The 24976-nt window shown below is 66.6% G+C and carries 20 protein-coding genes; 10 read left to right on the top strand and 10 right to left on the bottom strand.

Annotated features, from left to right (window positions below; translation table 11 throughout):
* Nucleotides 1-8 precede the first annotated feature (8 nt).
* The gene (locus IM738_RS08585; protein ID WP_236965451.1) at nucleotides 9-3167 is read left to right on the top strand and encodes an efflux RND transporter permease subunit; all 3159 of its coding nucleotides are present in this window, start codon (nucleotides 9-11) and stop codon (nucleotides 3165-3167) included.
* Between the two features lie 120 nt (nucleotides 3168-3287).
* Here IM738_RS08585 and IM738_RS08580 read toward each other — a convergent pair whose 3' ends face one another.
* The 3 genes from IM738_RS08580 to map are packed head-to-tail and all read right to left on the bottom strand — an operon-like array spanning nucleotide 3288 to nucleotide 7650.
* A complete protein-coding gene (locus IM738_RS08580) occupies nucleotides 3288-4064 on the bottom strand; it encodes an SDR family NAD(P)-dependent oxidoreductase (protein WP_236965450.1) in 777 nt (258 codons plus the stop codon).
* Nucleotides 4065-4115: 51 nt separating this feature from the next.
* Complete coding sequence (locus IM738_RS08575; RefSeq protein WP_236965449.1) at nucleotides 4116-6812, bottom strand: [protein-PII] uridylyltransferase; 2697 nt, start codon at nucleotides 6810-6812, stop codon at nucleotides 4116-4118.
* 16 nt (nucleotides 6813-6828) lie between these two features.
* Nucleotides 6829-7650, bottom strand: a complete 822-nt coding sequence (gene map, locus IM738_RS08570) for a type I methionyl aminopeptidase (RefSeq protein WP_236965448.1) — start codon at nucleotides 7648-7650, stop codon at nucleotides 6829-6831.
* Between the two features lie 116 nt (nucleotides 7651-7766).
* Here map and IM738_RS08565 point away from each other — a divergent pair, with 116 nt between their 5' ends.
* The 5 genes from IM738_RS08565 (at nucleotide 7767) to IM738_RS08545 (ending at nucleotide 15137) form a co-directional block, all read left to right on the top strand.
* Nucleotides 7767-8417, top strand: coding sequence for a hypothetical protein (locus IM738_RS08565; RefSeq protein WP_236965447.1), 651 nt, complete (start codon nucleotides 7767-7769; stop codon nucleotides 8415-8417).
* 185 nt (nucleotides 8418-8602) lie between these two features.
* Nucleotides 8603-12622 carry a phosphoribosylformylglycinamidine synthase gene (gene purL, locus IM738_RS08560; RefSeq protein WP_236965446.1) on the top strand — a complete coding sequence of 1340 codons (4020 nt, stop codon included), beginning with the start codon at nucleotides 8603-8605 and terminating at the stop codon, nucleotides 12620-12622.
* A gap of 4 nt (nucleotides 12623-12626) precedes the next feature.
* The gene (locus IM738_RS08555; protein WP_236965445.1) at nucleotides 12627-13445 is read left to right on the top strand and encodes a phytanoyl-CoA dioxygenase family protein; all 819 of its coding nucleotides are present in this window, start codon (nucleotides 12627-12629) and stop codon (nucleotides 13443-13445) included.
* A 78-nt stretch (nucleotides 13446-13523) separates the two neighbouring features.
* Entirely contained in the window at nucleotides 13524-14489 is a 966-nt protein-coding gene (locus tag IM738_RS08550; protein ID WP_236965444.1) for a DUF808 domain-containing protein, read from the top strand.
* A 123-nt stretch (nucleotides 14490-14612) separates the two neighbouring features.
* A complete protein-coding gene (locus tag IM738_RS08545) occupies nucleotides 14613-15137 on the top strand; it encodes a hemerythrin domain-containing protein (protein ID WP_236965443.1) in 525 nt (174 codons plus the stop codon).
* Between the two features lie 7 nt (nucleotides 15138-15144).
* Here the strand turns inward: IM738_RS08545 and IM738_RS08540 are convergent, their stop codons facing one another.
* Both IM738_RS08540 and IM738_RS08535 read right to left on the bottom strand, forming a co-directional pair.
* Entirely contained in the window at nucleotides 15145-16059 is a 915-nt protein-coding gene (locus IM738_RS08540) for a hypothetical protein (protein WP_236965442.1), read from the bottom strand.
* A gap of 69 nt (nucleotides 16060-16128) precedes the next feature.
* Entirely contained in the window at nucleotides 16129-16500 is a 372-nt protein-coding gene (locus IM738_RS08535) for a hypothetical protein (protein WP_236965441.1), read from the bottom strand.
* A 130-nt stretch (nucleotides 16501-16630) separates the two neighbouring features.
* Here IM738_RS08535 and IM738_RS08530 point away from each other — a divergent pair, with 130 nt between their 5' ends.
* Both IM738_RS08530 and IM738_RS08525 read left to right on the top strand, forming a co-directional pair.
* Complete coding sequence (locus IM738_RS08530) at nucleotides 16631-17002, top strand: hypothetical protein (RefSeq protein WP_236965440.1); 372 nt, start codon at nucleotides 16631-16633, stop codon at nucleotides 17000-17002.
* Nucleotides 17003-17090: 88 nt separating this feature from the next.
* Nucleotides 17091-17576, top strand: a complete 486-nt coding sequence (locus IM738_RS08525; RefSeq protein ID WP_236965439.1) for a hypothetical protein — start codon at nucleotides 17091-17093, stop codon at nucleotides 17574-17576.
* 6 nt (nucleotides 17577-17582) lie between these two features.
* On the opposite strand, the gene IM738_RS08520 is transcribed toward IM738_RS08525, so the two are convergent.
* Nucleotides 17583-19571 carry a peptidase U32 family protein gene (locus tag IM738_RS08520; RefSeq protein ID WP_236965438.1) on the bottom strand — a complete coding sequence of 663 codons (1989 nt, stop codon included), beginning with the start codon at nucleotides 19569-19571 and terminating at the stop codon, nucleotides 17583-17585.
* A 105-nt stretch (nucleotides 19572-19676) separates the two neighbouring features.
* Between IM738_RS08520 and IM738_RS08515 the strand changes: the two genes are divergently transcribed.
* Together IM738_RS08515 and IM738_RS08510 are read left to right on the top strand one after the other, a co-directional pair.
* Nucleotides 19677-20435: an alpha/beta fold hydrolase gene (locus IM738_RS08515; RefSeq protein WP_236965437.1), complete on the top strand. Its 759-nt coding sequence runs from the start codon at nucleotides 19677-19679 to the stop codon at nucleotides 20433-20435.
* Between the two features lie 66 nt (nucleotides 20436-20501).
* Nucleotides 20502-21200 (top strand): heparan-alpha-glucosaminide N-acetyltransferase, encoded by a 699-nt coding sequence (locus tag IM738_RS08510; protein ID WP_442908516.1) that lies wholly within the window; start codon nucleotides 20502-20504, stop codon nucleotides 21198-21200.
* Nucleotides 21201-21221: 21 nt separating this feature from the next.
* Here the strand turns inward: IM738_RS08510 and IM738_RS08505 are convergent, their stop codons facing one another.
* The 4 genes from IM738_RS08505 to IM738_RS08490 are packed head-to-tail and all read right to left on the bottom strand — an operon-like array spanning nucleotide 21222 to nucleotide 24831.
* Entirely contained in the window at nucleotides 21222-21866 is a 645-nt protein-coding gene (locus IM738_RS08505) for a GntR family transcriptional regulator (RefSeq protein WP_236965436.1), read from the bottom strand.
* A 1-nt stretch (nucleotide 21867) separates the two neighbouring features.
* The gene (locus IM738_RS08500; protein ID WP_236965435.1) at nucleotides 21868-22053 is read right to left on the bottom strand and encodes a hypothetical protein; all 186 of its coding nucleotides are present in this window, start codon (nucleotides 22051-22053) and stop codon (nucleotides 21868-21870) included.
* A gap of 23 nt (nucleotides 22054-22076) precedes the next feature.
* Nucleotides 22077-23477 (bottom strand): aspartate aminotransferase family protein, encoded by a 1401-nt coding sequence (locus tag IM738_RS08495; RefSeq protein ID WP_442908498.1) that lies wholly within the window; start codon nucleotides 23475-23477, stop codon nucleotides 22077-22079.
* A 10-nt stretch (nucleotides 23478-23487) separates the two neighbouring features.
* Nucleotides 23488-24831: a glutamine synthetase family protein gene (locus IM738_RS08490; RefSeq protein WP_236965434.1), complete on the bottom strand. Its 1344-nt coding sequence runs from the start codon at nucleotides 24829-24831 to the stop codon at nucleotides 23488-23490.
* Nucleotides 24832-24976: the final 145 nt, after the last annotated feature.

Raw genomic sequence — 24976 nt, 5'->3', positions numbered from 1 at the left:
GACCGGTCATGAACGTTTCCGCTTGGTCCATCAAGAATCCGATCCCGGCGGCGATGCTGTTCGTCATGCTCACGCTCGCCGGCCTGTTTTCCTTCCAGGCGATGAAGGTGCAGAACTTCCCCGACCTGGACGTTCCCAACATCACCATCGTCGCCAGCCTGCCGGGGGCGGCCCCCAACCAGCTGGAAAACGACGTCGCTCGCAAGATCGAGAACAGCCTGGCCTCGCTGCAGGGCCTCAAGCACATCTACACCAAGGTGCAGGACGGCACGGTGTCGATCACGGCCGAGTTCCGCATCGAGAAGGCCACGCAGGAAGCGCTGGACGACGTGCGATCGGCCGTGGCCAAGGTGCGCGGTGACCTGCCGACTGAGCTTCGTGAGCCCATCATCAACAAGCTGGAGCTGGCCGGCGGTGCGGTGCTGGCCTACACGGTGCGTTCGGACAAGATGGACGACGAGGCCGTGTCCTGGTTTGTCGACAATGACGTGGCCAAGCTGCTGCTGTCGGTGCGCGGCGTGGGCGCGATCAACCGCGTGGGCGGCGTGAACCGAGAGGTGCAGATCCTGCTGGACCCGCTCAAGCTGCAGTCGCTGGGCGCCACGGCGGCCGACATCTCGCGCCAGCTCGCGAAGGTGCAGATCGAGAGCGCGGGGGGCCGCGCCGACATCGGCGGCAGCCAGCAACCGCTGCGCACACTCTCGTCCCTGAAATCGGCCGAGGAGCTGGCGGCGCTGGAGCTGTCGCTCTCCGATGGCCGGCGCATCCGCCTGGACCAGATCGCCAGCGTGAAAGACACCATCGCCGAGCCCACGGCCGCGGCCTTCCTCGACGGCAAGCCGGTGGTCGGCTTCGAGGTGGCGCGCAGCAAGGGCGCCAGCGAGGTCGAGGTCGGCCACGGCGTGCGCGACAAGCTCAAGGAGCTGCAGGCCAGCCGGCCAGACCTCCAGATCACAGAGTCCTTCGACTTCGTGACCCCGGTGGAGGACGAGTTCAACGCCTCCATGACGCTGCTGTACGAAGGCGCCTTGCTCGCAGTGCTGGTGGTCTGGCTGTTCCTGCGCGACTTCCGCGCCACCATCGTGTCGGCCGTGGCGCTGCCGCTGTCGGCCATCCCGGCCTTCATCGGCATGCACTACCTCGGCTTCACCATCAACGTGGTGACGCTGCTGGCGCTCTCGCTGGTGGTCGGCATCCTGGTGGACGACGCCATCGTCGAGGTGGAGAACATCGTGCGCCACATGCGCATGGGCAAATCACCGTACCAGGCCTCGATGGAGGCGGCCGACGAGATCGGCATGGCCGTGATCGCCACCACCTTCACGCTGATCGCGGTGTTCCTGCCCACAGCCTTCATGTCGGGCATCCCGGGCAAGTTCTTCAAGCAGTTCGGCTGGACGGCGGCACTCGCCGTGTTCGCCTCGCTGATCGTGGCGCGCGCGCTCACGCCCATGATGGCGGCGTACATCATGCGCCCCATCGTGCTGGCCAAGGACCGTCCGCAGTGGGCGCGCAAGAACGCCCTGATGGGCCGCATCTGGGCCTGGATGACCAACCAGGAGGAACCCGCCTGGCTGCACACCTACCAGGGCTGGGCCGCCTGGTGCATTCGCCACCGCTGGATCACGATGGTCCTGGCCGGGGCGTTTTTCGTCGGCTCCATCATGCTGATCCCGCTGCTGCCGCAGGGCTTCATCCCGGCCGACGACAACTCGCAGACGCAGGTCTACCTGGAGCTGCCGCCCGGCGCCACGCTGAAACAGACCGTGGCCACGGCCGAACACGCGCGCGTGCTGGTCATCGGCGTGAAGCACGTGAAGTCGGTCTACACCACCATCGGCTCCGGCTCGGCGGGCACCGACCCGTTTGCCCCGCAGGGCGCGCAGGAGTCGCGCAAGGCGGCGCTGACCATCCAGCTCGATCCGCGGGGCGAACGCCCCCGCAAGCAGGTGATCGAAAACCAGCTGCGCGAGGCCATGTCCAACCTGCCGGGGGTGCGCAGCAAGGTGGGCCTGGGCGGTTCGGGGGAAAAATACATCCTCACGCTCACGGGCAACGACGCCAACGCGCTGTCCACCGCCGCGCGCGCCATCGAACGCGACCTGCGCACCATCAGCGGCGTGGGCAGCATCCAGTCGTCGGCCGCGCTGGTGCGCACAGAGATCATCGTCACGCCCGATCTGGAGCGCGCCGCCGACCTGGGCGTGACCAGCAGCGCCATCGCCGAGACCCTGCGCATCGCCACCGTGGGCGACTACGACAGCGCACTGCCCAAGCTCAACCTGCCGCAGCGCCAGGTGCCCATCGTCGTGAAGCTCGCCGCCGGCGCGCGTGAAGACCTGGACGTGCTCGGCCGCCTCGCCGTGCCCGGCGCCAAGGGCCCGGTGATGCTCAACCAGGTCGCCACCTTGACCTTCGGCGGCGGCCCGGCCGTGATCGACCGCTACGACCGCTCGCGCAACATCAACTTCGAGGTCGAACTCGCGGGCATCGCGCTGGGCGACATGAAGACCGCGGTGGACGCGCTGCCCAGCATCAAGAGCCTGCCACCGGGCGTGACCGTGCTGGAGATCGGCGACGCCGAGGTGCAGGGCGAATTGTTCGCCAGCTTCGGTCTGGCCATGCTGACCGGCGTGTTGTGCATCTACATCGTGCTGGTGCTGCTGTTCAAGGCCTTCCTGCACCCGTTCACGATCCTGGCGGCGCTGCCGCTCTCGCTGGGCGGGGCCTTCGTGGCGCTGTTGCTGACCAACAAGGCGTTTTCCATGCCGTCGCTGATCGGCCTGATCATGCTCATGGGCGTGGCGACGAAGAACTCCATCCTGCTGGTGGAGTACGCCATCGAAGCGCGCCGCGTGCACGGCATGAACCGCCTGGACGCGATCCTGGACGCCTGCCACAAGCGCGCGCGCCCCATCGTGATGACGACCATCGCCATGGGCGCCGGCATGTTGCCGATCGCGGTGGGCTGGGGTGCGGCCGACAGCAGCTTCCGCTCGCCCATGGCCGTGGCCGTGATCGGCGGCCTGATCACCTCGACCTTCCTGAGTCTGCTGGTGATCCCGGCGGTGTTCACCATCGTGGACGATGTGTCGCTGTGGTTCGGCCGGATGTTCCGGCGCAAGCCGCCGGCGCCGGCGGTGCCCGCCCAGCTGAGCGAGGCCTGAGCGGCCCAGGAGGCTCATGCGGCTTCGCCTTCAAGCACAGAACAAGGCGCGAAACCGCAGACAGTGCAACAGCACGGCAAGGCGAAGCAACGCAGTTCTGCGCTTGAAGGCGAAGCCGTATCAGACCACGGTGGGCGACGAGGCACCGTCCACCGTGATGTTGGCGCCGGTGAGGTAGGTGCCCTGGGCCGAGGCGGCGAAGACCACGATGCCGGCGATTTCGTCGGGCTCGGCCAGGCGCCCCATGGCGAGGCGGCTGACGGCCTTTTCCAGCGCCTGCTGCTCGGTGATGCCGGCCCGCTGGGCCTCCACCTTCAGGCCCTCGGACACGCGCTCGGTGTTGGTCAGGCCCGGGTTCAGCCCCACCACGCGCACGCCGCGCGAGGCGTAGGTGTGGGCCAAGCCGGCGGTGGCCAGCATCAGGGCGGCGTTGGCCGCACCACCGGCCAGGTGGACGGGTGTGGGGACCTTGCCGCCATTGCCGATGATGTTCACGATGACGCCGGCGCCCCGCGTGGCCATGAGCTTGACCACTGGGTCGATGACGTGGATGTAGCTGAAGAACTTGGCGTCCATCGCGGCGCGCCAGGCGGCGGGTGTGAGGGCTTCGGCGCTGGTGCGCAAGGCTGCTCCGGCGCTGTTGACCAGGATGTCGATGGGGCCGAAACCGGCCTCGACCTGACGCACCATGTGCGCAGCGGCCTCAGGGTCGATCAGGTCGGCCGCCACGGTGAAGGCTTCGCCCAGCGAAGCCCGGGCGGCGTCCAGGTGGGCTTGGGAACGCGACACCAGGGCGACGCGGGCGCCTTCGGCCACGAACGCGCGGGCACAGGCCAGACCCACCCCTTTGCTCCCCCCGGTGATCAGCACACGCTTGCCTTGCAGTCCGAGGTCCATGACAGGTATCCGGGTGGTTGGGGTTGTGGGGAGGCGCTGCGGTCGGGGCGTTCAGCCCTCCAGAATTTCCAGCAACTCCGTCTCGATCTCGATCTGGCGCTTGTTCATCTGCAGCTCGCGCCCGGAGATCAGGAAAGTGTCTTCCACCCGCTCGCCCAGCGTCGTGACCTTGGCCAGCTGCACGCTGATCTCATGGCGCGCGAGCACGCGAGAGATGCAATAGAGCAGGCCGGCACGGTCGCTGGCCGAGACACTCAGCAGCCAGCGCTGGGCCTTTTCGTCGGGACGCAGGTCCACGCGCGGCGTGATCGGGAAGCTCTTCACCCGGCGCGACAGGCGGCCCTTGCTGGGCGGGGGCAGCGGTCCGTGCTGGTCGATCGTGCCGGCCAGGTTGTTCTCGACCATCGCGATCAGCTCGCGGTAGTGGTCCGACAGCGTGGGCGCCACGACCTGGAAGGTGTCGAGGGCATGGCCGGTCATGGTGGTGTGGATGCGTGCGTCCAGGATGCTGAAGCCGGCGTTATCGAAGTAGCCACAGATGCGCGCGAACAGGTCGTTCTGGTCGGGTGCGTACACCAGCACCTGCAGACCTTCACCCTCAGGGGACAGGCGGGCGCGCACGATGGCGGCGTCGGGCTCGGCAGGTGCCGCCGGATCGGGGGGCGTCGCTTCGGCGCGCGCGTTGATCGCGATCTGGCGCGTGAGCACGCGGGTGTGCCAGGCGATTTCGTCGGCCTGGTGGCGCATGAAATAGCCCACGTCCAGCGTGTCCCACAGCGCCTTGTGCGCCAGGTAGGGCAGGGCGTGCAGCGCGAGCATGGACAGCGCCTCGCGCTTGCGCGACTCGACCACGGCGTCCGGGTCGGGTGCTCGGCCGCCGAGGGCGCGCAGGGTGTAGCGGTAGAGGTCTTCGAGCAGCTTGCCCTTCCAGGCGTTCCAGACCTTGGGGCTCGTGCCGCGGATGTCGGCCACGGTGAGCAGGTACAGGGCGGTGAGGTAGCGCTCGTTGCCCACGCGCTGGGCGAAGGCGCGGATCACGTCCGGGTCGCTCAGGTCCTCCTTTTGTGCCATGCGGCTCATGGTCAGGTGCTCGGACACCAGGAACTCGATCAGCTTCGTGTCTTCCCGGTCAATCCCGTGCTGGCGACAGAAGGCGCGCACGTCTTTGGCGCCGAGGTCGGAGTGGTCGCCGCCCCGGCCCTTGGCGATGTCGTGGAACAGCGCCGCGATGTAGAAGATCCAGGGCTTGTCCCAGCCGGCGGCCAGCTGCGAGCAGAAGGGGTATTCGTGCGAGTGTTCGGCGATGAAGAAGCGGCGCACATTGCGCAGCACCATCAGGATGTGCTGGTCCACGGTGTAGACGTGGAACAGGTCGTGCTGCATCTGCCCCACGATGTGGCGGAACACCCAGAGGTAGCGGCCCAGCACCGAGGTCTGGTTCATCAGGCGCATGGCGTGCGTGATGCCGTCGTTCTGCTGCAGGATCTGCATGAACATGGCGCGGTTGGCCGGGTCGGCACGGAACTTCGCGTTCATGATCGGCCGCGCGTTGTACAGCGCGCGCAGCGTGCGGGCCGACAGACCCTTGATGCCCACCGTGCTCTGGTAGATCAGGAAGGTCTCCAGGATCGCGTGCGGTTGCTGCACATAGAGGTTGTCGCTCGCGACCTCCAGCATGCCCGCCTTGTCGAAAAAGCGCTCGTTGATCGGGCGCATGCGGTCCACGCCCATTTCGTCGCTGTTGAGGCGCTCTTCGATGTTGAGCAGCAGGATCTGGTTGAGCTGGGTCACGGCCTTGGCCGCCCAGTAGTAGCGCTTCATCAGCTGTTCGCTGGCGCGGCGGGCCATGCGCACGGGGGGCATCGCCTGCGCGCCGCCCGAGGTGATCACCGCCGGCACTTCCGCCTTGAAACCAAACGACTCGGCCACCGCCGTCTGCAGGTCGAACACCAGCCGGTCCTCGCGCCGGTTGGCCAGCAGGTGCAGGCGCGCGCGGATCAGGCTGAGCAGCGCCTCGTTGGCCTTGATCTGGCGCGCCTCCAGCGGCGTGGCCAGGCCCTTGCGGGCGAGCTCGTCCCAGCTGCGGCCCAGCCCCGCGGCGTTGGCCACCCAGAGAATGATCTGCAGGTCGCGCAGGCCGCCGGGCGACTCTTTGCAGTTGGGCTCCAGCGAGTAGGGCGTGTTCTCGAATTTGTTGTGCCGCTGGCGCATCTCCAGCGTCTTGGCGACGAAGAAGGCCTTGGGGTCCATGGCCTCGCCGAGCTGGTTGACGAGGGCGTTGAACTGCGGCCTGGACCCCGTGATGAGACGGCATTCGAGCAACGAGGTCTGCACCGTCACGTCGCGGCTTGCTTCGTCCACGCACTCGGTGGCGTTGCGCACGCTGGACCCGATCTCCAGGCCCACGTCCCAGCACGAGCCGATGAAGCCTTCGATGCGCTCCTTGAGGGTGGCGTCGGTCTCGGGCGAGGCGCCTTCGGGCAGCAGCACCAGCACGTCCACATCGGAGTTGGGGAAGAGCTCGCCGCGGCCGTAGCCGCCCACGGCGATCAGCGCGAACCCCGGGCCGAAGCCGGCCGTCTCCCAGAGCTTTCGCAGGGTCTGGTCGGTCAGGCGCGCCAGCTGTTGCAGCGCCCGCCGCACACCGCGGGTGGCCGACCCCTGCAAGCCCAGATTCGCCAGCAGCGCGGCTTTGTCGCTGCGGTACTGCAGGCGCAGGGCGCCGATTTCGCCTTTGGCGTCACCCATGCGCGGTCTCCCCGGTTCAGCAGCTGGTGGTGGTGACGAACGCCGGCAGCGGCGGGCTGCCGGCCGACAGTGTCAACACCTCGTAGCCGGTGGGCGTGACGAGGATGGTGTGTTCCCACTGGGCGGACAGCGAGCGGTCCTTGGTGACGATGGTCCAGCCATCGCCCATTTCCTTGATGTCGCGCTTGCCAGCGTTGATCATGGGCTCGATGGTGAAGGTCATGCCGGCTTTGAGCTCTTCGAGCGTGCCGGGGCGGCCGTAGTGCAGCACCTGCGGCTCTTCGTGGAAGCGCTGGCCGATGCCGTGGCCGCAGAACTCGCGCACCACCGTGTAGCCGTTGCCCTCGGCAAAGGTCTGGATCGCGTGGCCGATGTCACCCAGGCGCACGCCGGGCTTGACCATCACGATGCCTTTCCACATGGCCTCGAAGGTCACCTGGGAGAGGCGCCGCGCCTGCACGCTGCAGGCCGCTTCGCCACCGATCAGGAACATGCGGCTGTTGTCGCCGTACCAGCCCTCGGGCGTGATCACGGTGACGTCCACGTTGAGGATGTCGCCTTTTTTCAGCGGCTTCTCGTTCGGGATGCCGTGACACACCACCTGGTTGATCGAGGTGCAGAGGTGGCCGGGGTAGGGCGGGTAACCGCTGGGCTGGTAACCGATGGTGGCCGAGCGCGTGCCCTGCTGCTTCATGTAGTCGGCGGACAGGCGGTCGATCTCGAGGGTGGTCACGCCGGGCTGGATGTGGGGCGTGAGGAAGTCCAGCACTTCGGACGCCAGACGGCAGGCCGTGCGCATGCCAGCGATGCCGGCTTCGTCTTTGTAGGTGATGCTCATGGGGCGCCATTATCCAGCCGGGCGAAACGGTTTGAAACGAAGGGTCAATACCGGGCCGTTTCAGGGTGTGTCTCCCTATACTCGCGCACTTTCAACACTCAAGTGAGGCGATGACGATGAACAAGCTGCATACCGTGGGGTTGTCTCTGGCACTGCTGTCGGGCTCGGCCATGGCACAAGGCGTGGGCGTGTACGGCGTGGCTGGCACAGGCGGCCTCGGCGTCGGCCTGAACCTGCCGATCGGCCCGGCCTTTGGCCTGCGCGGCGAGCTGGCCAGCCTGACCGAGTCGGACACCTACACCGAAGACCAGATCACCTACAAGGGCGACCTGAAACTCAAGGGCAACGGCGTCTTCGCCGACTTCCGCCCGTTCATGGGCACTTTCCGCCTCGTGGGCGGCGTGACCTTTGGCGGCTCGGCGGCGGCGCTGGACGCCCAGGCCAGGGATGGCACGGTGACCATCGACGGTCAGCGGTTCGATGCGGCGGGCAACTCGCTGCGAGCCAACATCAAGTACCCGGACAACATGCCGTACGTGGGCGTGGGCTGGGGCCACGGCCGTTTCAACGAGCCGGGCTGGACCTTCGGTCTGGACCTGGGCGTGTCGATCGGCAAGCCCAAGGTGTCGCTGGTGGGTTCGGGCGGTCTGCTGGCCCAGCCTGGCGCTTCCGCGGCCATCGCGGCCGAAGAGCGCAAGGTGCAGGACGACCTGAACAGCGCGCGCGTGCTGCCGGTGGTCAAGGTGAGCGTCGGATATCAGTTCTGACCCCCCTGCGCCGCCTGCGGCGTCACCCCCCAGGGGGCGCCAGCAGCGGCCCGGCAAAGCCGGTTCCGCGCTGGCCTGGTGATCGGTGGCTCTGCTGCGATTCGGCAGCACACCCCGGGTAAAATCCCGGGTTTCCACCCATCCCCCGGGCCACCCTGCGCCCGCCAGCCCCAAGGCCACCCACCGTGACCCTGCTCCTGCGCTTCTTCGAAGGCGGCAACGCCGTCAGCGACTTCAAAGTCCAGCAACTCCTGCCCCGCCTGCAAGCGGTTTCCGACAAGATCAACGGCCTCTCGGCCCGTTTCGTGCACCTGGCGTCATTCGATGCCGAGCCCGACGCCGCCACGCTGGAGCGCGTGGGCGAGCTCATGACCTACGGCGAGCCCGCCACCGAGGCACACCTGGCCCTTGAGAAGGCCGGCGCGCCCGCGTTGCTGGTGATGCCGCGCCTGGGCACCGTGTCGCCCTGGGCGTCCAAGGCCACGGACATCGCGCACAACTGCGGTCTGACGCTGCACCGCGTGGAACGCCTGGTCGAGTTCCGCATCGGGCTCAAGTCGGGCCTGCTGGGCAAAGCCAGCCTGAGCGCCGATCAGTTGCGCGCCGTGGCCGACGTGCTGCACGACCGCATGACCGAGGCCGTGACCACCGAGCGCAGTCAGGCCGAAGCCCTGTTCACCGAACTGCACCCCGAGCCGATGGCGCACGTGGACGTGCTGACCGGTGGCCCTGACATGGGCAGGAAAGCGCTGGAGAAAGCCAACGTCGAATGGGGCCTGGCCCTGGCCGATGACGAAATCGATTACCTGGTCAACGCGTTCAATGGCCTGAAACGCAACCCGACGGACGTCGAGCTGATGATGTTCGCGCAGGCCAACAGCGAGCACTGCCGCCACAAGATCTTCAACGCGCAGTTCACCATCGACGGCGTGGCGCAGGACAAGAGCCTGTTCGGCATGATCCGCCACACGCACCAGACCTCGCCGCAGCACACCATCGTCGCGTACTCCGACAACGCGTCGATCATGGAAGGCCACCAGCTGGAGCGCTTCGTGGCGCGGGCCGGTACCGACGCGTCGCCCGCCTACGAAGCCGAGGCCGCCACCCACCACATCCTGATGAAGGTGGAAACCCACAACCACCCGACCGCGATTTCCCCGTTCCCCGGCGCGGCCACCGGCGCGGGTGGCGAGATCCGCGACGAGGGCGCCACCGGCCGTGGCTCCAAGCCCAAGGCCGGCCTGACCGGCTTCACGGTGTCCAAACTCTGGGGTGGCCTGAGCGACCAGCCGGGCGGCAAGCCCGAGCACATCGCCAGCCCGCTGCAGATCATGACCGAGGGCCCGCTGGGCGGCGCCGCGTTCAACAACGAGTTCGGCCGTCCGAACCTGCTGGGCTACTTCCGCGAATACGAGCAGGACGTGGGCGGTGTGCAGCGCGGTTACCACAAGCCCATCATGATCGCCGGTGGCCTGGGCCAGATCGACGCCACGCAGACCAAGAAGATCGATTTCCCGGCCGGCACGCTGCTGATCCAGCTCGGCGGCCCGGGCATGAAGATCGGCATGGGCGGCGGCGCCGCCAGCTCCATGGCCAGTGGCACCAACGCCGCTTCGCTGGACTTCGATTCCGTGCAGCGCGGCAACCCCGAGATCGAACGCCGTGCGCAGGAGGTCATCAACCACTGCTGGGCCCAGGGCGAGAAGAACCCCGTGCTGTTCATCCACGACGTGGGCGCGGGCGGCCTCTCCAACGCCTTCCCCGAGCTGACCAACGACGCCGGCCGGGGCGCGCGCTTTGATCTGCGCGCCGTGCCGCTGGAAGAGAGCGGTCTGGCGCCCAAGGAAATCTGGTGCAACGAGAGCCAGGAACGCTACGTGCTGGCCATCGCGCCCGAGTCGCTCCCACAGTTCAAGGCCTTCTGCGAGCGCGAGCGCTGCCCGTTCTCGGTCGTCGGTGTGGCGACGGAAGAGCGGCATCTCTCCTTGGTTGATGAGGACAATGAGTCACCTGTCGATATGCCGATGGATGTTCTCTTGGGCAAGCCACCCAAGATGCACCGAGACGTCAAGACGGTGCAGCGCAGCTTCCAGCCGATGAACCTGACCGGGGTCTCGCTGGAAAAAGCCGTCATCGCCGTGCTGAGCCACCCGACCGTGGCCTCCAAGCGCTTCCTGATCACCATCGGCGACCGCACCGTGGGTGGTCTCTCCCACCGTGACCAGATGGTTGGCCCCTGGCAGGTGCCGGTGGCCGACTGTGCCGTGACCCTGGCCGACTACGCCGGTTTCGCGGGCGAGGCCATGAGCATGGGCGAGCGCACGCCGCTGGCGTCCATCAACGCCGCCGCGTCGGGTCGCATGGCGGTGGCCGAAGCCATCACCAACGTGCTGGCCGCGCCCATCGAGCTCTCGCGCGTCAAGCTGTCGGCCAACTGGATGGCCGCCTGCGGCGAGCCCGGTGAAGACGCCGACCTCTACGCGACGGTGAAAGCGGTCGGCATGGAGCTGTGTCCCGCCCTCGACATTTCGGTGCCGGTGGGCAAGGACAGCCTGTCCATGCGCACGCAGTGGGACGCGGATGGACGGAAGCAGAAGGTGACCTCACCGGTGAGCCTGATCGTCACCGCCTTCGCCACGCTGGCCGACGTGCGCGGCACACTCACGCCACAGCTGGACGCGACCACCGACGACACCACGCTGGTGCTGATCGACCTCGGCAAGGGCCAGAACCGCATGGGCGGCAGCGTGCTGGGCCTGACCCTGGGTCAGCCGGGCGACGACGTGCCCGATCTCGACGACCCGAAGGACCTGATCAATCTGGTCAACGCGGTCAACGCGCTGCGCGCGCAGGGTCAGATCCTGGCCTACCACGACCGTTCCGATGGCGGCCTGCTGGCCGCGGCGGCCGAGATGGCCTTCGCCGGCCATGTGGGCGTGTCGCTCAACGTGGACATGTTGGTCACCGAAGGCGACGGCATCACCGACAGCCGCATGGACACGGGCGACGCCAAGAACTGGGCCAGCCAGGTCAGCGCCCGCCGCGAGGAACTCACGCTCAAGGCCCTGTTCAGCGAAGAGCTGGGCGTGGTGCTGCAGGTGAAAACCGCCGAGCGCAACGCGGTCATGCAGACCCTGCGCGAGCACGGCCTCTCCAAGCACAGCCACTTCGTCGGCAAGACCCGTCCGCTGTCGTCCACCATCGACGTGGGCAAGGGCCAGCTGCAGGTCTGGCGCGACACCAAGGCCGTGTTCAGCGCTTCCTTGTTCGATCTGCACCAGGTCTGGGACAGCGTGAGCTGGAAGATCAACCAGCAGCGCGACAACCCGGCCTGCGCCGACAGCGAACACGCCGCCGCAGGGCAGCCCGACGATCCGGGCATGCACGTGTCGCTGAGCTTCGACCCCGCCGACAACGTGGCCGCGCCGTTCCTGAACCTGTCGCGTCCCAAGGTCGCGATCCTGCGCGAGCAGGGCGTGAACTCGCACGTGGAGATGGCCTACGCCTTCACCCAGGCCGGCTTCGAGGCCTACGACGTGCACATGACCGACTTGCAGACCGGTCGCGCGAAGCTGGCCGATTTCAAAGGCGTGGTGGCCTGCGGCGGCTTCAGCTACGGCGACACGCTGGGCGCCGGCATCGGCTGGGCGCGCAGCATCACCTTCAACCCGCTGCTGTCCGAGCAGTTCCAGGGCTTCTTTGCGCGCCAGGACACCTTTGGCCTGGGCGTGTGCAACGGCTGCCAGATGTTTGCCGAGCTGGCCGACATCATCCCCGGCGCCGAGGCCTGGCCGCGCTTCACCACCAACCAGAGCGAGCGCTTCGAGGCGCGCCTGAGCATGGTGGAAGTGCTGGAGTCGCCCAGCCTGTTCCTGCAGGGCATGGCCGGCAGCCGTCTGCCGATCGCCGTGGCGCACGGTGAAGGCTTTGCCAACTTCAAGCACCGGGGCAACCCGGCCAAGGCCATCGCCGCCATGCGCTTCGTGGACAACGCGGGCGCCGCCACCGAGCAGTACCCGTTCAACCCCAACGGCAGCCCGGCCGGCCTCACGGCGGTGACCACGGCCGACGGCCGCTTCACGGCCATGATGCCGCACCCCGAGCGCGTCTTCCGCAACATCCAGATGAGCTGGACCAGCGGCGACCTCAACGCCCACAGCCCGTGGATGCGCCTCTGGCGCAACGCCAGGACGTTCGTCGGCTGAGCGCATGGCCCGCCAGCTCGCGCTGACCGCCGAGACCGTCCAGGCTTACGCCCGCGACGGGGCGGTCGTGCTTCGGGGCGTGCTCAATGCCGATGAATTGCGCACGCTGGAAGCAGGCATCGAGCACAACCTGGCGCACCTGAGCCCGCTGGCGCTGGTGGCCAGCGAGCCCGACGACCCGGGACGCTTCGTTGAAGACTTCTGCACCTGGCAGACCAACCCGGCCTACCAGCGCATCCTGCAAGACTCGGCCTTGCCCCACCTGGCGGCTCAGCTGATGCAGAGCCGGACCGTGCGTCTGTACCACGACCACCTGCTGGTCAAGGAAGCCGGCACGCGCCAGCCCACGCCCTGGCACCAGGACCAGCCGTACTACAACGTCGGCGGGATGCAGAACGTGAGTTTCTGGATTCCCGTGGACCCCGTGCCGCTGGCCAGCACGCTGCGCTTCGTGGCCGGCTCGCACGGCGGTACCTGGTACATGCCACGCACCTTCCGCGACCAGCAGGCCAAGTGGTTTCCCGAGGGCACGCTGGCCGAGTTGCCCCCCATCGATGCCGAGCCCGGTGCCTACCGGCAACTGGCCTGGGCGCTCGAACCCGGCGATTGCGTGGCCTTTCACATGCTGAGCCTGCACGCCAGCAGCGGCACCGGGCCCGGCGCACGGCGCCGCGTGTTCTCCGCCCGCTACCTGGGTGACGACGCCACGCACGCGCGCCGCCGCTGGCGCACCTCGCCGCCGTTTCCGGGCCTGGAGTCGGTCCTGCCCGACGGCGCGCCGATGGAACACCCGCTGTTTCCCACCGTCTGGCCCATCGCCTGACCGTCGGCTCGTGGCCTGCAACCACGACGCCGCGCTGCTAGAGTCGCGCTGTCTCTTTCATTTCCGAGCTTATTCAACATGGCCTCCAGTCTCCTCGCGCTCCTCGACGACATCGCCACCCTGCTCGACGACGTCGCTGTCATGACCAAGGTCGCCGCCCGCCAGGGCATGTCAGCCGCAGACGATGTGGCCGCCATGACCCAGCTGGCCGCCAAGAAGACGGCGGGGGTGCTCGGCGATGACCTCGCGCTCAACGCGCAGCAGGTCACCGGCGTCAACGCCGACCGCGAACTGCCTGTGGTGTGGGCTGTGGCCAAGGGTTCGCTGCTGAACAAGGCCATCCTCGTTCCCACGGCGCTGCTCATCAGCGCGGTGGCGCCCTGGGCCATCACCCCGCTGCTGATGGCGGGCGGTCTGTTCCTCTGCTTTGAGGGTGCTGAAAAATTGCTGCACGCCTTCTTCCACAAAAAGAGCGAAGACGACGCGCAACGCGCCGAGCTGCTCAAGGCGGCCAGCGATGAAAAGGTCGATCTCGTCGCGTTCGAAAAAGACAAGGTCAAGGGTGCCATCCGCACCGACTTCATCCTCTCGGCCGAGATCATCGTCATCACACTCGGCACCGTGGCCGACGCGTCGTTTGTTCGCCAGGTCGCCGTGCTGGTGGGCATCTCGCTCATCATGACCGTGGGTGTCTACGGGCTGGTGGGCGGCATCGTCAAACTCGACGACCTCGGTCTTTACCTCACCCGCAAAGCCTCCGCCGCCCAACAGGCCATCGGCCGCGGCATCCTGGCCTTCGCCCCCTGGCTCATGAAAACCCTCTCGGTCGTCGGCACCGCCGCCATGTTCCTGGTGGGCGGCGGCATCCTGCTGCACGGCGTGCCCGCGCTCGGCCACGCGGTCGAACATTTCGCCGAAAGCCTGGGCTGGATGGCCGGCATCGTCAACAACCTCGCGGGCGGCGTGGCCGGCCTGATCGCGGGGGCGTTGTGTGTCGTGCTGTTCAATGCCTTCAACCGCCTGCGCGGCAAATCAGCACACTGAATGAATGGGCCGTCTTGACCTGAGTCAAGGCATTCAGGGCGCGCTTGTCTAGACTGAAGGCTTCCATGTGGGTGGGCTGAGGGTGTTCCCTGGCGGCCTCCACGAACCTTCGAGGACACAGCCATGAACCACGACAATGCGCCCATCAACAACTTCACCGACTGCCACGTCGGCATCATCAAGCGCCTGAACGCACTCGACGAGTTGCCCGCGTTGCTCGCTCCGGCGGCCCGCGCGCGCCAGATCGCGGAGGATTCGCTGGAGTTTTTCCGCGAAGCCATCTTCGAGCACCACCTCGAAGAAGAGCGCGAGCTCTTCCCCGCCGTCCTGGCCAGCGCCCAGCCCGGCGAAGAAATGGAACGCGTCAAAGGCATGATCAAACGCCTCACCGAAGAACACCGCATGGTCGAAGCGCTGTGGAAGCGGCTGGAAAAAGGCCTCAAGCCCGTCGCCAAAGGCCACAGCACCGACCTCGATGTGAGCGAATTGCAGCGCCTGGTGACCGAATACACGGCCCACGCGGCCTACGAAGAGGCCGAGTTCCTGCCCCTGTCCGAAACCATCCTGGGCCGCAACAGCAACCACATGGCGGCCTTGGGGCTGAGCCTGCACATGCGGCATGCCAAGCCGGTGACCGCCTATATCTGATCGGGGCCTACCGCGACTGCGCCGCCATCTGCGGCGTGTCCGGCTGCGCATGCAGGGTGGGCTGCGGCCCCTCGTTGGAGGCGGCCTTCGGGGCTGGATCGGTGGGCGAACGGTTCAGCGCTTCCTGCACGCCGATTTCGCTGATACCGAACGCCTGCTTCAGCGCAATGGTCTGCTGGTCTTTGCTCAAGAACACGCCCTGCACGTCACCGCGCCCGGCATTTTCGGCCGCGACCGCTGCGGCCGAACGGGCGAGAGCGTCGATCTGTGCCGGTGAGTGCGTGGCGCCCAGTTGGAGCCCCAGTGCCGTGGAGGCCATCTGGTGAACCTTCTGCTGCCCGGGGTTCAGTGCTTCAGGTCCGGCGTCCGCGCGCGGCTGGGTGCGCGTCACAGTGCCTTCCTGAAAGCCCTCGACCTTTTTCATGCCATCCAGCAGCGCCCCAAACTCTTTCTCGCTGAGGTCCTGGATCTTTTTGCCCCGCAGATCAACCCCCTGGGCGTCGCCCACGGCGTAGACCGATTGGGCATAGGCGTCGGTGTTGGCCTTGCCGGTGTAGTCGTCCACCGCATAGCCCTTGAGCATCTCGGGAATGGTCTTGTCGCCGTGGCTGTTGCGCAGCAACTGCGCCTTGGCGGCCCGGCCGGCGGCTTCCGTTTCAAACACCGCATTGCCCCACTGGTCCAGTGCCACGATCCCCTCGTACCGCCCTTGAGCGGCCGTCAGGGCGGCGTCCTTGGTCCGTGCCGTGTGAACGGTCTTGTCGGCGCTGTTGGCGTACTCGAACTTGAGGTTGCCGGGGTTGTTGTTGCGCCAGGAGACGGTGCCGCCTTCGCGCGTCTCGACCGACCCGTCGTCCATCTGGTAGACGCGGGTTTTGCCTTCGGTCCGGATCAAGCCGGTGATTTTGTGGGGGTCACCCATGTTGTTCTCTCCCTGATGAAATGTGGCGATCAATGCGCGCCACCCGCCATGAAACCGGGGCGGCTCGCGTCAGCGGACGGAGACGTCCTTTAGGTGGTATTTGCCCGAACGACTGACGCGGCAATACGGCGTTGCGCGAAGAACCACCGTTTTGCCGACGTAGGCAGCCACCGCAGCACTTTCCACCGCCAGGACCGCCGTGGTCTGCTCGCCGCACTCGGCCTTGTCGTTGAGCGTCAGGGGCGTTGCCAATTCCAGGCCGTAGGCCTTCAGACCGGCGCCTTCACCGGGCTGGCCGAATTCGAGTGGGCCGACGATCTTGCCCGTGAACTCGCCCGGTTGATTGACCGCTGGCCCGCCTGTGGCAGCACATGCGGTCAGAGCGACCAGGAGCCCGCCAGCGGAAAGGGCAAGCGCAATGGAACGACCGGTGAGACGCATCAAGAACTCCCTGAAGTAATGAAAAAGGAAGTATAGGCAGGCGATAGTCCGGTTTTTCAGCGGCTACGGTTGTTTACACATGGGCGGTTTCGAGGGTGTGCGCTCGGGCTTGCACTACAGTGCGAGCGACATGAAATCTGGACACAACCATCCACCCCGCCATTCGCCAGAACACTGGTGCGTCGAAAGCAGCGACAGCGTCGCTGTGCTGAACATCCCCGGCCTCAACGGCCGCGCCCGCGTGTTCGACGTGGATGCCAGCCTGCTGGTGGACGTGCCGCCGCAAGGCGAGGGCACCTGGTTGGAGCTGACGGTGGAGTTCGATGGAAAGCGCCAGTGGTCACGCCGCATCCCCGCCCACAACCCGGGTCAGACCGACGGGCTGGAGTACCACCAGCGGGTGCGGCTGGAAGCGGAGCAGGGCTTGCGCGTGCGGGCTGTGACGGCGGTTAAGGGGGTGCGGGTTCGTCAGCTGGTGGTGGAGGCTCGGGAGGACGAGTAGCTTTGTATGCAAGACACCAGAACAGGTTGACTCATGTCCTGCGCAGATTGATTTGTAGATCATTGAGGTCAAATTCGAAGGATGAAAGATGGCAACAACCCAAATAACAAACTTCGCAATCGACCTCAGTAGCCTGCAAATCGTGCACCCAAAACCCCCGGACACCTATCTGGGGGTGGCATACGGAATGATCGGTGGGGCCCACACTCTCGCCACCCAGTCATCGTCGAGGCTTGCATTGGCCCTTGTGTCTGCGCATGTGTTGGAGTGCACGCTGAAAGCCTTCATCTCCAGAAACGGTGATGATTCGAAGCTGAAGAAGGAATTTGAGATCCGGCACAACCTTGAACACCTTTGGGACCTGGCTCGAATCGAAGGGCTCCCGATTTCGCAGCAATTGCCCGTATGGGCCTTGAGTTTGGCGGCGATACATGGTCATCCGTATCATCTCCGATACTCTTACGGAATCAATGGCTTACAGCTTCCTGATGCGGAGCCGATGGTGGCCGAGTTGCAGGCGCTGCTCGATCTTGTGCAAGAGCAGGTCACAAAGAACCAGGGCACCTCTACCTGATTCGCCTCACCTACCTATGGCTGCCGTCACCGGCCGTGTCCGGTAAAACCTCACCGGACTCTCCGGCACCGCGTTCATCACGCTGCGTTTGATCTTGCCCACCACGTGCATTTCGCAGGGCTTGCAGTCGAAGCGCAAGGTGAGCTTCTCTTTGCCGTTGATCAGCTGCATGGGCTCGGCCTTCACCGTGCCTTGCACGCCTGTCACGCCCTTGGCCTGTTTGGGACAGAGGCTCAGGCTGAAACGCACGCAGTGCTTGGTGATCATCAGGCTGACCTCGCCTTCTTCTTCGTGGCTCTCATAGGCTGCGGCGATGACCTTGACGCCGTGCTTCGCGTAGAAGTCGCGCGCCTTGTGGTTGAACACGTTGGCGAGGTAGGTGAGGGTGTCTTCGGGGTAGGGCGCGGGCGGTTGCACCGGCGTGTCGCGGGGCAGGCGGTGCCAGGCGGCGGCGCGGGCAGCTTCGAGCTGGGCCATGGCGTCGCGGCGCAGGGCGTTGAGCTGGGAGGCGGGCACGAAGCGCGGGCCGTTCAGGTGCAGCGTCACGTCCAGCGGCTGGAAGATCGTGTCGCCGAGGCGGGAGAGGTTTTCCCGCAGCCTGGCCTCGGCCTGGCTTGGGTCCTTGGCGTTGTCCAGTGCGCAGGGCAGGATGGCGCTGCCGCTGTGGCCGTCTTCGTCGGTGACGGTCAGTTGCAGGCCGTCGGCCTCCTCAATCAGCGTGATCCAGGCGCCGATGCGCCGTTCGGCCGATTTCTTTTCCAGCCCTCGCACCCAGTCCATGTCGCGGTTGCGGTTGACCTGCACGCCCTTGCGCAGGTCCTTGAACCCGGGCATCGGGTCTTTGGGGAACACTCGCCACATGCCCTTCTTGCCGGTGGCTTCGGCCCGGTTGATCTGCAGGCCCACCAGTTCCTTCTGCAGGTCCAGGTAACACAGGCCGTCGCCGTTGTGGATCACGGTGTCGATGTCGTCGGTCTCCAGCTCCACGAAGTTGGGGCCGACCTGGGTGACAAAGCCGATGGGGCGTCCCGGGTTCTTGGGGGTGTCGAAAGCGCCGATGTCTTCTTTGCGCCCCTGCACGAAGTAGTCGGTGAACTCGCGGTTGAAGTTCTGGTCGGGGTCGGGCTGGAAGTTGAAGGTGCATTCACCGCTGCTGGCGCGGGCGAGTTCGGGGTGCTCTTCCAGGATGTCATCGAGCAGCACGCGGTAGTGCGCGGTGATGTTCTTGACGTAGGCCATGTCCTTGTAGCGGCCTTCGATCTTGAAGCTGCGCACGCCGGCGTCGATGATCTCACGCAGGTTGTCGCTCTGGTTGTTGTCCTTCATCGAGAGCACGTGCTTGTCGTGCGCGACGATGCGGCCCTGGCTGTCTTTCACCTCATACGGCAAGCGGCAGGCCTGCGAGCAGTCGCCGCGGTTGGCGCTGCGGCCGGTGTGGGCGTGGCTGATGAAACACTGGCCGCTGTAGGCCACGCAGAGCGCGCCGTGCACGAAAAATTCGAGGATGGCGCGGCCGGGCGCGTCCTTCGGTCCCAGCGCGGCGTCGATGGCGGCGATCTGCTGCAGCGTGAGTTCGCGCGCCAGCACGATCTGGGAGAGGCCCGCGTCCTGCAGGAAGCGGGCCTTTTCGGGCGTGCGGATGTCGGTCTGCGTGCTGGCGTGCAGCTGGATGGGCGGCAGGTCGATCTCCAGCAGGCCCATGTCCTGCACGATCAGCGCGTCCACCCCCGCGTCGTACAGCTGCCAGGCCAGCTTGCGCGCGGGCTCCAGCTCGTCGTCGCGCAGGATGGTGTTCATCGTCACGAAGATGCGGCTGTTGAAGCGGTGTGCGTATTTTGCGAGACGGGCGATCTCTTGCACGCTGTTGTCGGCGCTGGTGCGGGCGCCGAAGCTGGGCCCGCCGATGTAGACCGCGTCGGCTCCGTGGTTCACGGCCTCGATGCCGATGGTGGCGTCGCGGGCGGGGGCAAGCAGTTCCAGTTGATGGGGCAGCATGGTGAATCGATAAATGAAATCGACAAATGGACAGTGCAGAATCGGGCGAGCAATCGGTGAAAACCACCCGTTGAAAACAGCCCGATATTGTCCCGGAGAACCCGCATGTCTGCACCCCTTGATCTTTCGAGCACGGCCATCGTGCTGGTCCATGGTTCCTGGCACGGCGCCTGGTGCTGGAAGCGCGTGCTGCCGCTGCTGCGCGGCGCGGGCGTGGACACCCACGCCGTCACCCTCACCGGCGTGGGCGAGCGCGCGCACCTGCTGAGCCCCAGCGTCGGCATTCAGACCCACATTCAGGACGTGGTCGGCCTGATCGAAGCCGAAGAGCTGCAGCGCGTGGTGCTGGTCGGCCACAGCTACGCCGGCAACCTGATCACCTGCGTGGCCGACCGTCTGCAGCGCTCGCACCCCGGCTTGCTGCGGCACCTGGTTTATCTGGACGCGGGCATCCCGACGCCGGGCAGCAGCTGGAGCTCGCCCCATTCGCCCGAAACCGTGGCCAAACGCGTGGCCGAGGGCCAGGCCAGCGGTGGCCTCAGCTTCCCGCCGCCGGACGCGAGCGTGTTCGGCCTCGAAGGCGCCGACCGTGACTGGGTCAACCGCCGCCAGACACCGCAGCCGTTCCGGCTGTATCAGGAGCCGCTGAACTTCGACCCGGCGCTGGTGTGGGCCGTGCCGCACAGCTTCATCGACTGCACGAACCCACCGTTGCCGACCATCGATGCGGCGAGAAAGCGGGTGCGCAGCGAACCGGGCTGGAAGGTGCACGAGCTGGCGACCGGGCACGACCCGATGGTCAGTGCGCCGCGGGAGCTGGCCCAGCTGCTGCTGGCGATCCATCACCAGTCCAGTCGGGGCTGAGGCTTGGTGGTGCCCAGGCTGCCGTCGCCTCGCCTCGACCGCATCGACCTGCTGCGCGCAGCGGCGATGTTGTGGATGACGGCATTCCACTTCTGCTTCGACCTCAACCACTTCGGGTTCATCACGCAGGACTTCCACAACGACCCGCTTTGGACCTGGCAGCGGTCGGCGATCGTGAGCCTGTTCCTGTTCACCGCCGGGCTGTCGCAGGCGGTGGCGTTCCACCAGGGGCTGGGCTGGGCGCGCTTCTGGAAACGTTGGGCGCAGGTGGCGGGCGGTGCGCTGCTGGTGAGCTTCGGTTCCTGGCTGATGTTCCCGGACACCTTCATCTACTTCGGCATCCTGCACGGCGTCGCTGCCATGTTGATCCTGGTGCGGTTGACGGCGGGGTGGGGCGGCTGGCTCTGGCCGCTCGGCGCGCTGGCGATCTCGATGAAGTGGGTCGCGCCGCTGGTGATCGGCGCGCTGCCGTCGCTGGTTTTCCTGAACCAGCCGGGATTCAACGCGCTGGGCTTCATCAGCCAGTTGCCCATCACCGAAGACTACGCCCCGGTGCTGCCCTGGCTGGGCGTGATGTGGTGGGGCGTGGCGGCGGGGCGCTGGGCGCTGGTGAACAGGCCGGGCTGGCTGGGCGCGGGTGATGCGCCGTCGACCGGTTTGCGGCGTGGGCTGGTCACGCTCGGGCGCTGGAGCCTTACCTACTACCTGGTCCACCAGCCGGTGATGATCGGCCTGCTGGCGGCCTTCATCTGGTTGCGCGGCTGAGCCCGATGTCGGTCGGAGCGTTCAGGCGCAGAACGGCCTGAGAAACTGCCCGGCGACGAACAAATCCTTTTCAATTGCGCGCCGCACGCCCGCGCTGTCTTTCAGGCGCAATGCCATGACCGCGTCGCCGTGCGCCTCGTTGACCACGCGCAGCGAGGCCGGCACTTCGAACAGCTTGTTGGACAGCGGCCCGACCTTGAGCCACACGGTTTCGATCAGCGAGAGCAGGGTGGGCGAGGCCGCCGCCTGGTAGAGGCGCAGGTGGAACAGCTCGTTGGCGTTGAGGTAGCCCTTGGCGTCGTTGACCCTGAGCGCGTCGCGCATGCGCTGCTCCAGCGCCAGCAGCTCGGCCACGCCGGCCGCGTCCAGCCGGTGCGCGCCGCGCTCGGCGGCCTCGCCTTCGAGCAGCAGCCGGGTCTGCAGCACGTCGTCGAACTCGGCCAGCGAGAGCTTGGGCACGGTCATGCCGGCGTGCGGGACGTTGACCAACGCGCCCTCGGCCGCCAGCCGCTGCAGCGCGGCGCGCACCGGCATGACGCCCACGCCCAGCTTCTCGGCGATGGCGTGGATCTTCAGCCGCTCGCCGGGCAGGAACTGGCCCACCGTGACCCATTGGCGCAGGCGCGCGTAGGTTTGGTCTTGCTGGGTTGGTGCGGGCGTTTTCATGTCAGCCGGAGAACAGGTCGGTGATGAACTGCCGCACGGCGGACGACGACGAAACAGCACCCCAGAGAGCGGTCGCCGCCACGAGAAGGAAGACGATCGAGCCCAGATTCCACCCTTCTTGAACCAGGGCGAGCGTCGCGATGGCCCCTGCACCCGCTGCGATCACCAGCAGAAGGACTTTGGCCAAGAGCTGACTTTCTGGCGGTCGATTCATGTTTGATGAGAAGCAGCTATTTCGGTCAGCACCTCGTCCAGCGCACCGATCAGTTGCGCGACGTCGTCGGTCGTGGTCTGCGGGCAGACCAGCATCATGTTGTGGAAGGGCGTGATCATCACGCCCCGGTTGAGCAGGCCGAGGTGGATCAGGTGCTCCAGTTCACCGTCGAGCACGCCGTCGGCCTCGCTGCCGTTGCGCGGCGGGCTGGCGCAGAACTGGAACTCGGTGCGCGCGCCGACCTGGGTCACGCACCAGGGCAGACCGTGGCTCGCGATGACCGTGCGCAAGCCAGCGGCCAGCCGCTCGGCCAGTGCCAGCATGTGGTCGTAGGCATCGGGCGTCATGACCTCGCCCAGCGCGGCGCGCATGGCGGCCATGGCCAGCATGTTGCCGGTGAGCGTGGTGCCGATGCCGCTGTGGCCGGGCGGGGCGTCCTGCTTGGCTTTCACGGCCCGGGCCGCGAGATCGGCGCTCATGCCGTAGACCGCGCAGGGCATGCCGCCGCCCACCGGCTTGCCGAGCACGAGCGCGTCGGGCTGAATGCCATGCGCGCGGGCGTAACCGCTGGGGCCGGTGCTGATGGTGTGGGTTTCGTCCATCACCAGCAGTGTGCCGTGGCGGCGGATGATGGCCTGCGCCTCGGCCCAGAAGCCGGGTTCGGGCAGGACCATGCCGATGTTGGTCATCACCGGCTCGGCCAGCACGCAGGCCACATTGCCTTGTTTCAGGGCGGCTTCCAGTGCGGCCAGGTCGTTGAACTCGACCACCACGGTGTGTTCGGTCAGGTCGTGCACCTGGCCGAGCAGGCTGCCGCGCTGCACCGGCTTGCCGTCCACCAGATCGACGAACACGTCTTCGATGGTGCCGTGGTAGCAGCCGTTGAACACCAAAATCTTCTGGCGCCCGGTGGCGGCGCGGATCCAGCGCACGATGTAGCGGTTGGCGTCGGTCGCGCTCATGGCGAACTGCCACATGGGCAGGCCGAAGCGCTCGGCGAGCAGGGCACCGACCGCTGCGGCGTCGGCCGTGGCCAGCATGGTCGTGAAGCCGCGCGTCGCTTGTTTCGTCAGAGCCGCAGCCACGGGCGTGGGCGAATGGCCGAACATGGCGCCCGTGTCGCCCAGGCAGAAATCGACCAGCCGGTGGCTGTCCACGGTGGTGACCTGAGCGCCGCTGGCCTGGCAGACGTGCAGCGCAAACGGCGTGCCCCAGTCGCTCATCCAGTGCAGCGGCACGCCGAACAGCAGGTGTTCGCTCGCCTGTGCGGCGAGGGCGGCCGAGGCCGGGTTGCGCTCGACGAACGACCGGCGTTCGTGGGCGAGAAAGGCGAGGGCGCGCGGCCAGTGAATGCCATGGCGGCTGGCGCGCTGTGGGGTCGTGGTGTGCATGTCCATGGCGAAATCCTCAAACGAGCAACAGCAGGTGTTCACGCTCCCAGGAGCTGATCACGCGGTTGTAGGTGGCGTATTCCAGCTCCTTCACCGCCAGGAAGGCGTCGATGAAGGCGCCGCCGAACACGTCGCGCACCGGCTCGCACTCGCGCATGCGGCGGATCGAGTCTTCCATGTGGCTGGGCAGCTCGAAGTCCATGTCCCAGGCGCTGGTTTTCATGGGTTCGGAGGGAAGGCGTTTTTCCACCATGCCGAGGTAACCGGCGCCCAGCGTCGCGGCCATGGCCAGGTAGGGGTTCACGTCCACGCCCGGCACGCGGTTCTCCAGCCGGCGGTTGGCGGGGTCGGACTCGGGCACACGGATGCCGCAGGTGCGGTTGTCGTAACCCCACTGCACGTTGATCGGCGCCGACATGAAGCGCGAGAGCCGGCGGTACGAGTTCACGTAGGGCGCGAGCATGGGCATGATCTGCGGCACGTAGCGCTGCAGGCCGGCGATGTAGTGGCGAAAGGCGGGTGTGGCCGCGCCAGCTTCGTCACTGAAGATGTTCTGGCCCGTCGTCGCGTCGAGGATGCTCTGGTGGATGTGCATGGCGCTGCCGGGCTCGGCCTCCATGGGCTTGGCCATGAAGGTGGCGAAGATGCCGTGGCGCAGCGCGGTTTCGCGCACCGTGCGCTTGAACAGGAAGACCCGGTCGGCCAGGTCCATCGCGTCGCCGTGGGTGAAGTTGATCTCCATCTGGCCGGCGCCCGCCTCGTGGATCAGCGTTTCCACGCCCAACCGGTGCACCTCGCAGAAGCGCGAGAGCTCCAGGAAGAAAGGGTCGAAGTCGTTCACCGCGTCGATGGAATACGACTGGCGCCCGGCCTCGGGCTTGCCGGTGCGGCCCAGCGGCGGCTGCAGCGGTTCGTGCGGGTTCTGGTGGCGCGCCACCAGGTAGAACTCCATCTCGGGTGCCACCACCGGCTGCCAGCCCTGCACCTCGTACAGCGCGAGCACGCGCCTCAGCACCGAGCGCGGGGCGAGCCCCACCGGCGAGCCGTCGAACTCCTCGCAGTCGTGAATGATCACCGCCACCTGCTCGGCGGCCCAGGGCACCATGCGCGCGGTGGTCAGGTCGGGCACGCAGACCATGTCGGGGTCGGTGTCGCCCACGAAGGCGGCGTTGTCGGGTTGCTGGCCGTTCACCGTGTTGAGCAGCACGCTCTTGGGCAGGCGCATGTGGCCCGAGTTGAGGAACAGGTCCTTGGGCAGGATCTTGCCCCGGGCAATGCCCGTCATGTCGGGGATCACGCACTCCACTTCGTGGATGCGGTGTTCGGCCAGGAAGGCCTGAATGTCTTGTTTCGGGTGCATGGCTGTTGTTTGATCAAATGTTGGGCCGATTATTTGCCATGAGGCAGTTTTTGTCGAATATTTGATCAAATCGTTGAAATGCCATGCGATTGGCGTGACGCTGTTGGCGTGATGGTTGTGGGGCTTTCGGTTTTTTCAAAGCAAT

The organism is Hydrogenophaga sp. SL48 (genome assembly GCF_021729865.1).
Classification (GTDB): domain Bacteria; phylum Pseudomonadota; class Gammaproteobacteria; order Burkholderiales; family Burkholderiaceae_C; genus Hydrogenophaga.
Note: the sequence above shows the minus strand (reverse complement) of the source record. Positions and strands in the feature narration are given on the sequence as shown.

What these genes read in the sequence shown, in the direction of transcription:
- IM738_RS08545 (WP_236965443.1), top strand. Translation starts at nt 14,613, where the DNA reads ATGAACCACGACAATGCGCCCATCAACAACTTCACCGACTGCCACGTC.
- IM738_RS08585 (WP_236965451.1), top strand. Translation starts at nt 9, where the DNA reads ATGAACGTTTCCGCTTGGTCCATCAAGAATCCGATCCCGGCGGCGATG.
- IM738_RS08515 (WP_236965437.1), top strand. Translation starts at nt 19,677, where the DNA reads ATGTCTGCACCCCTTGATCTTTCGAGCACGGCCATCGTGCTGGTCCAT.
- IM738_RS08580 (WP_236965450.1), bottom strand. Translation starts at nt 4,064, where the DNA reads ATGGACCTCGGACTGCAAGGCAAGCGTGTGCTGATCACCGGGGGGAGC.
- IM738_RS08525 (WP_236965439.1), top strand. Translation starts at nt 17,091, where the DNA reads ATGGCAACAACCCAAATAACAAACTTCGCAATCGACCTCAGTAGCCTG.
- IM738_RS08555 (WP_236965445.1), top strand. Translation starts at nt 12,627, where the DNA reads ATGGCCCGCCAGCTCGCGCTGACCGCCGAGACCGTCCAGGCTTACGCC.
- IM738_RS08490 (WP_236965434.1), bottom strand. Translation starts at nt 24,831, where the DNA reads ATGCACCCGAAACAAGACATTCAGGCCTTCCTGGCCGAACACCGCATC.
- IM738_RS08520 (WP_236965438.1), bottom strand. Translation starts at nt 19,571, where the DNA reads ATGCTGCCCCATCAACTGGAACTGCTTGCCCCCGCCCGCGACGCCACC.
- IM738_RS08575 (WP_236965449.1), bottom strand. Translation starts at nt 6,812, where the DNA reads ATGGGTGACGCCAAAGGCGAAATCGGCGCCCTGCGCCTGCAGTACCGC.
- IM738_RS08510 (WP_442908516.1), top strand. Translation starts at nt 20,502, where the DNA reads ATGTTGTGGATGACGGCATTCCACTTCTGCTTCGACCTCAACCACTTC.
- IM738_RS08505 (WP_236965436.1), bottom strand. Translation starts at nt 21,866, where the DNA reads ATGAAAACGCCCGCACCAACCCAGCAAGACCAAACCTACGCGCGCCTG.
- IM738_RS08540 (WP_236965442.1), bottom strand. Translation starts at nt 16,059, where the DNA reads ATGGGTGACCCCCACAAAATCACCGGCTTGATCCGGACCGAAGGCAAA.
- IM738_RS08550 (WP_236965444.1), top strand. Translation starts at nt 13,524, where the DNA reads ATGGCCTCCAGTCTCCTCGCGCTCCTCGACGACATCGCCACCCTGCTC.
- map (WP_236965448.1), bottom strand. Translation starts at nt 7,650, where the DNA reads ATGAGCATCACCTACAAAGACGAAGCCGGCATCGCTGGCATGCGCACG.
- IM738_RS08530 (WP_236965440.1), top strand. Translation starts at nt 16,631, where the DNA reads ATGAAATCTGGACACAACCATCCACCCCGCCATTCGCCAGAACACTGG.
- IM738_RS08565 (WP_236965447.1), top strand. Translation starts at nt 7,767, where the DNA reads ATGAACAAGCTGCATACCGTGGGGTTGTCTCTGGCACTGCTGTCGGGC.
- IM738_RS08535 (WP_236965441.1), bottom strand. Translation starts at nt 16,500, where the DNA reads ATGCGTCTCACCGGTCGTTCCATTGCGCTTGCCCTTTCCGCTGGCGGG.
- IM738_RS08495 (WP_442908498.1), bottom strand. Translation starts at nt 23,477, where the DNA reads ATGGACATGCACACCACGACCCCACAGCGCGCCAGCCGCCATGGCATT.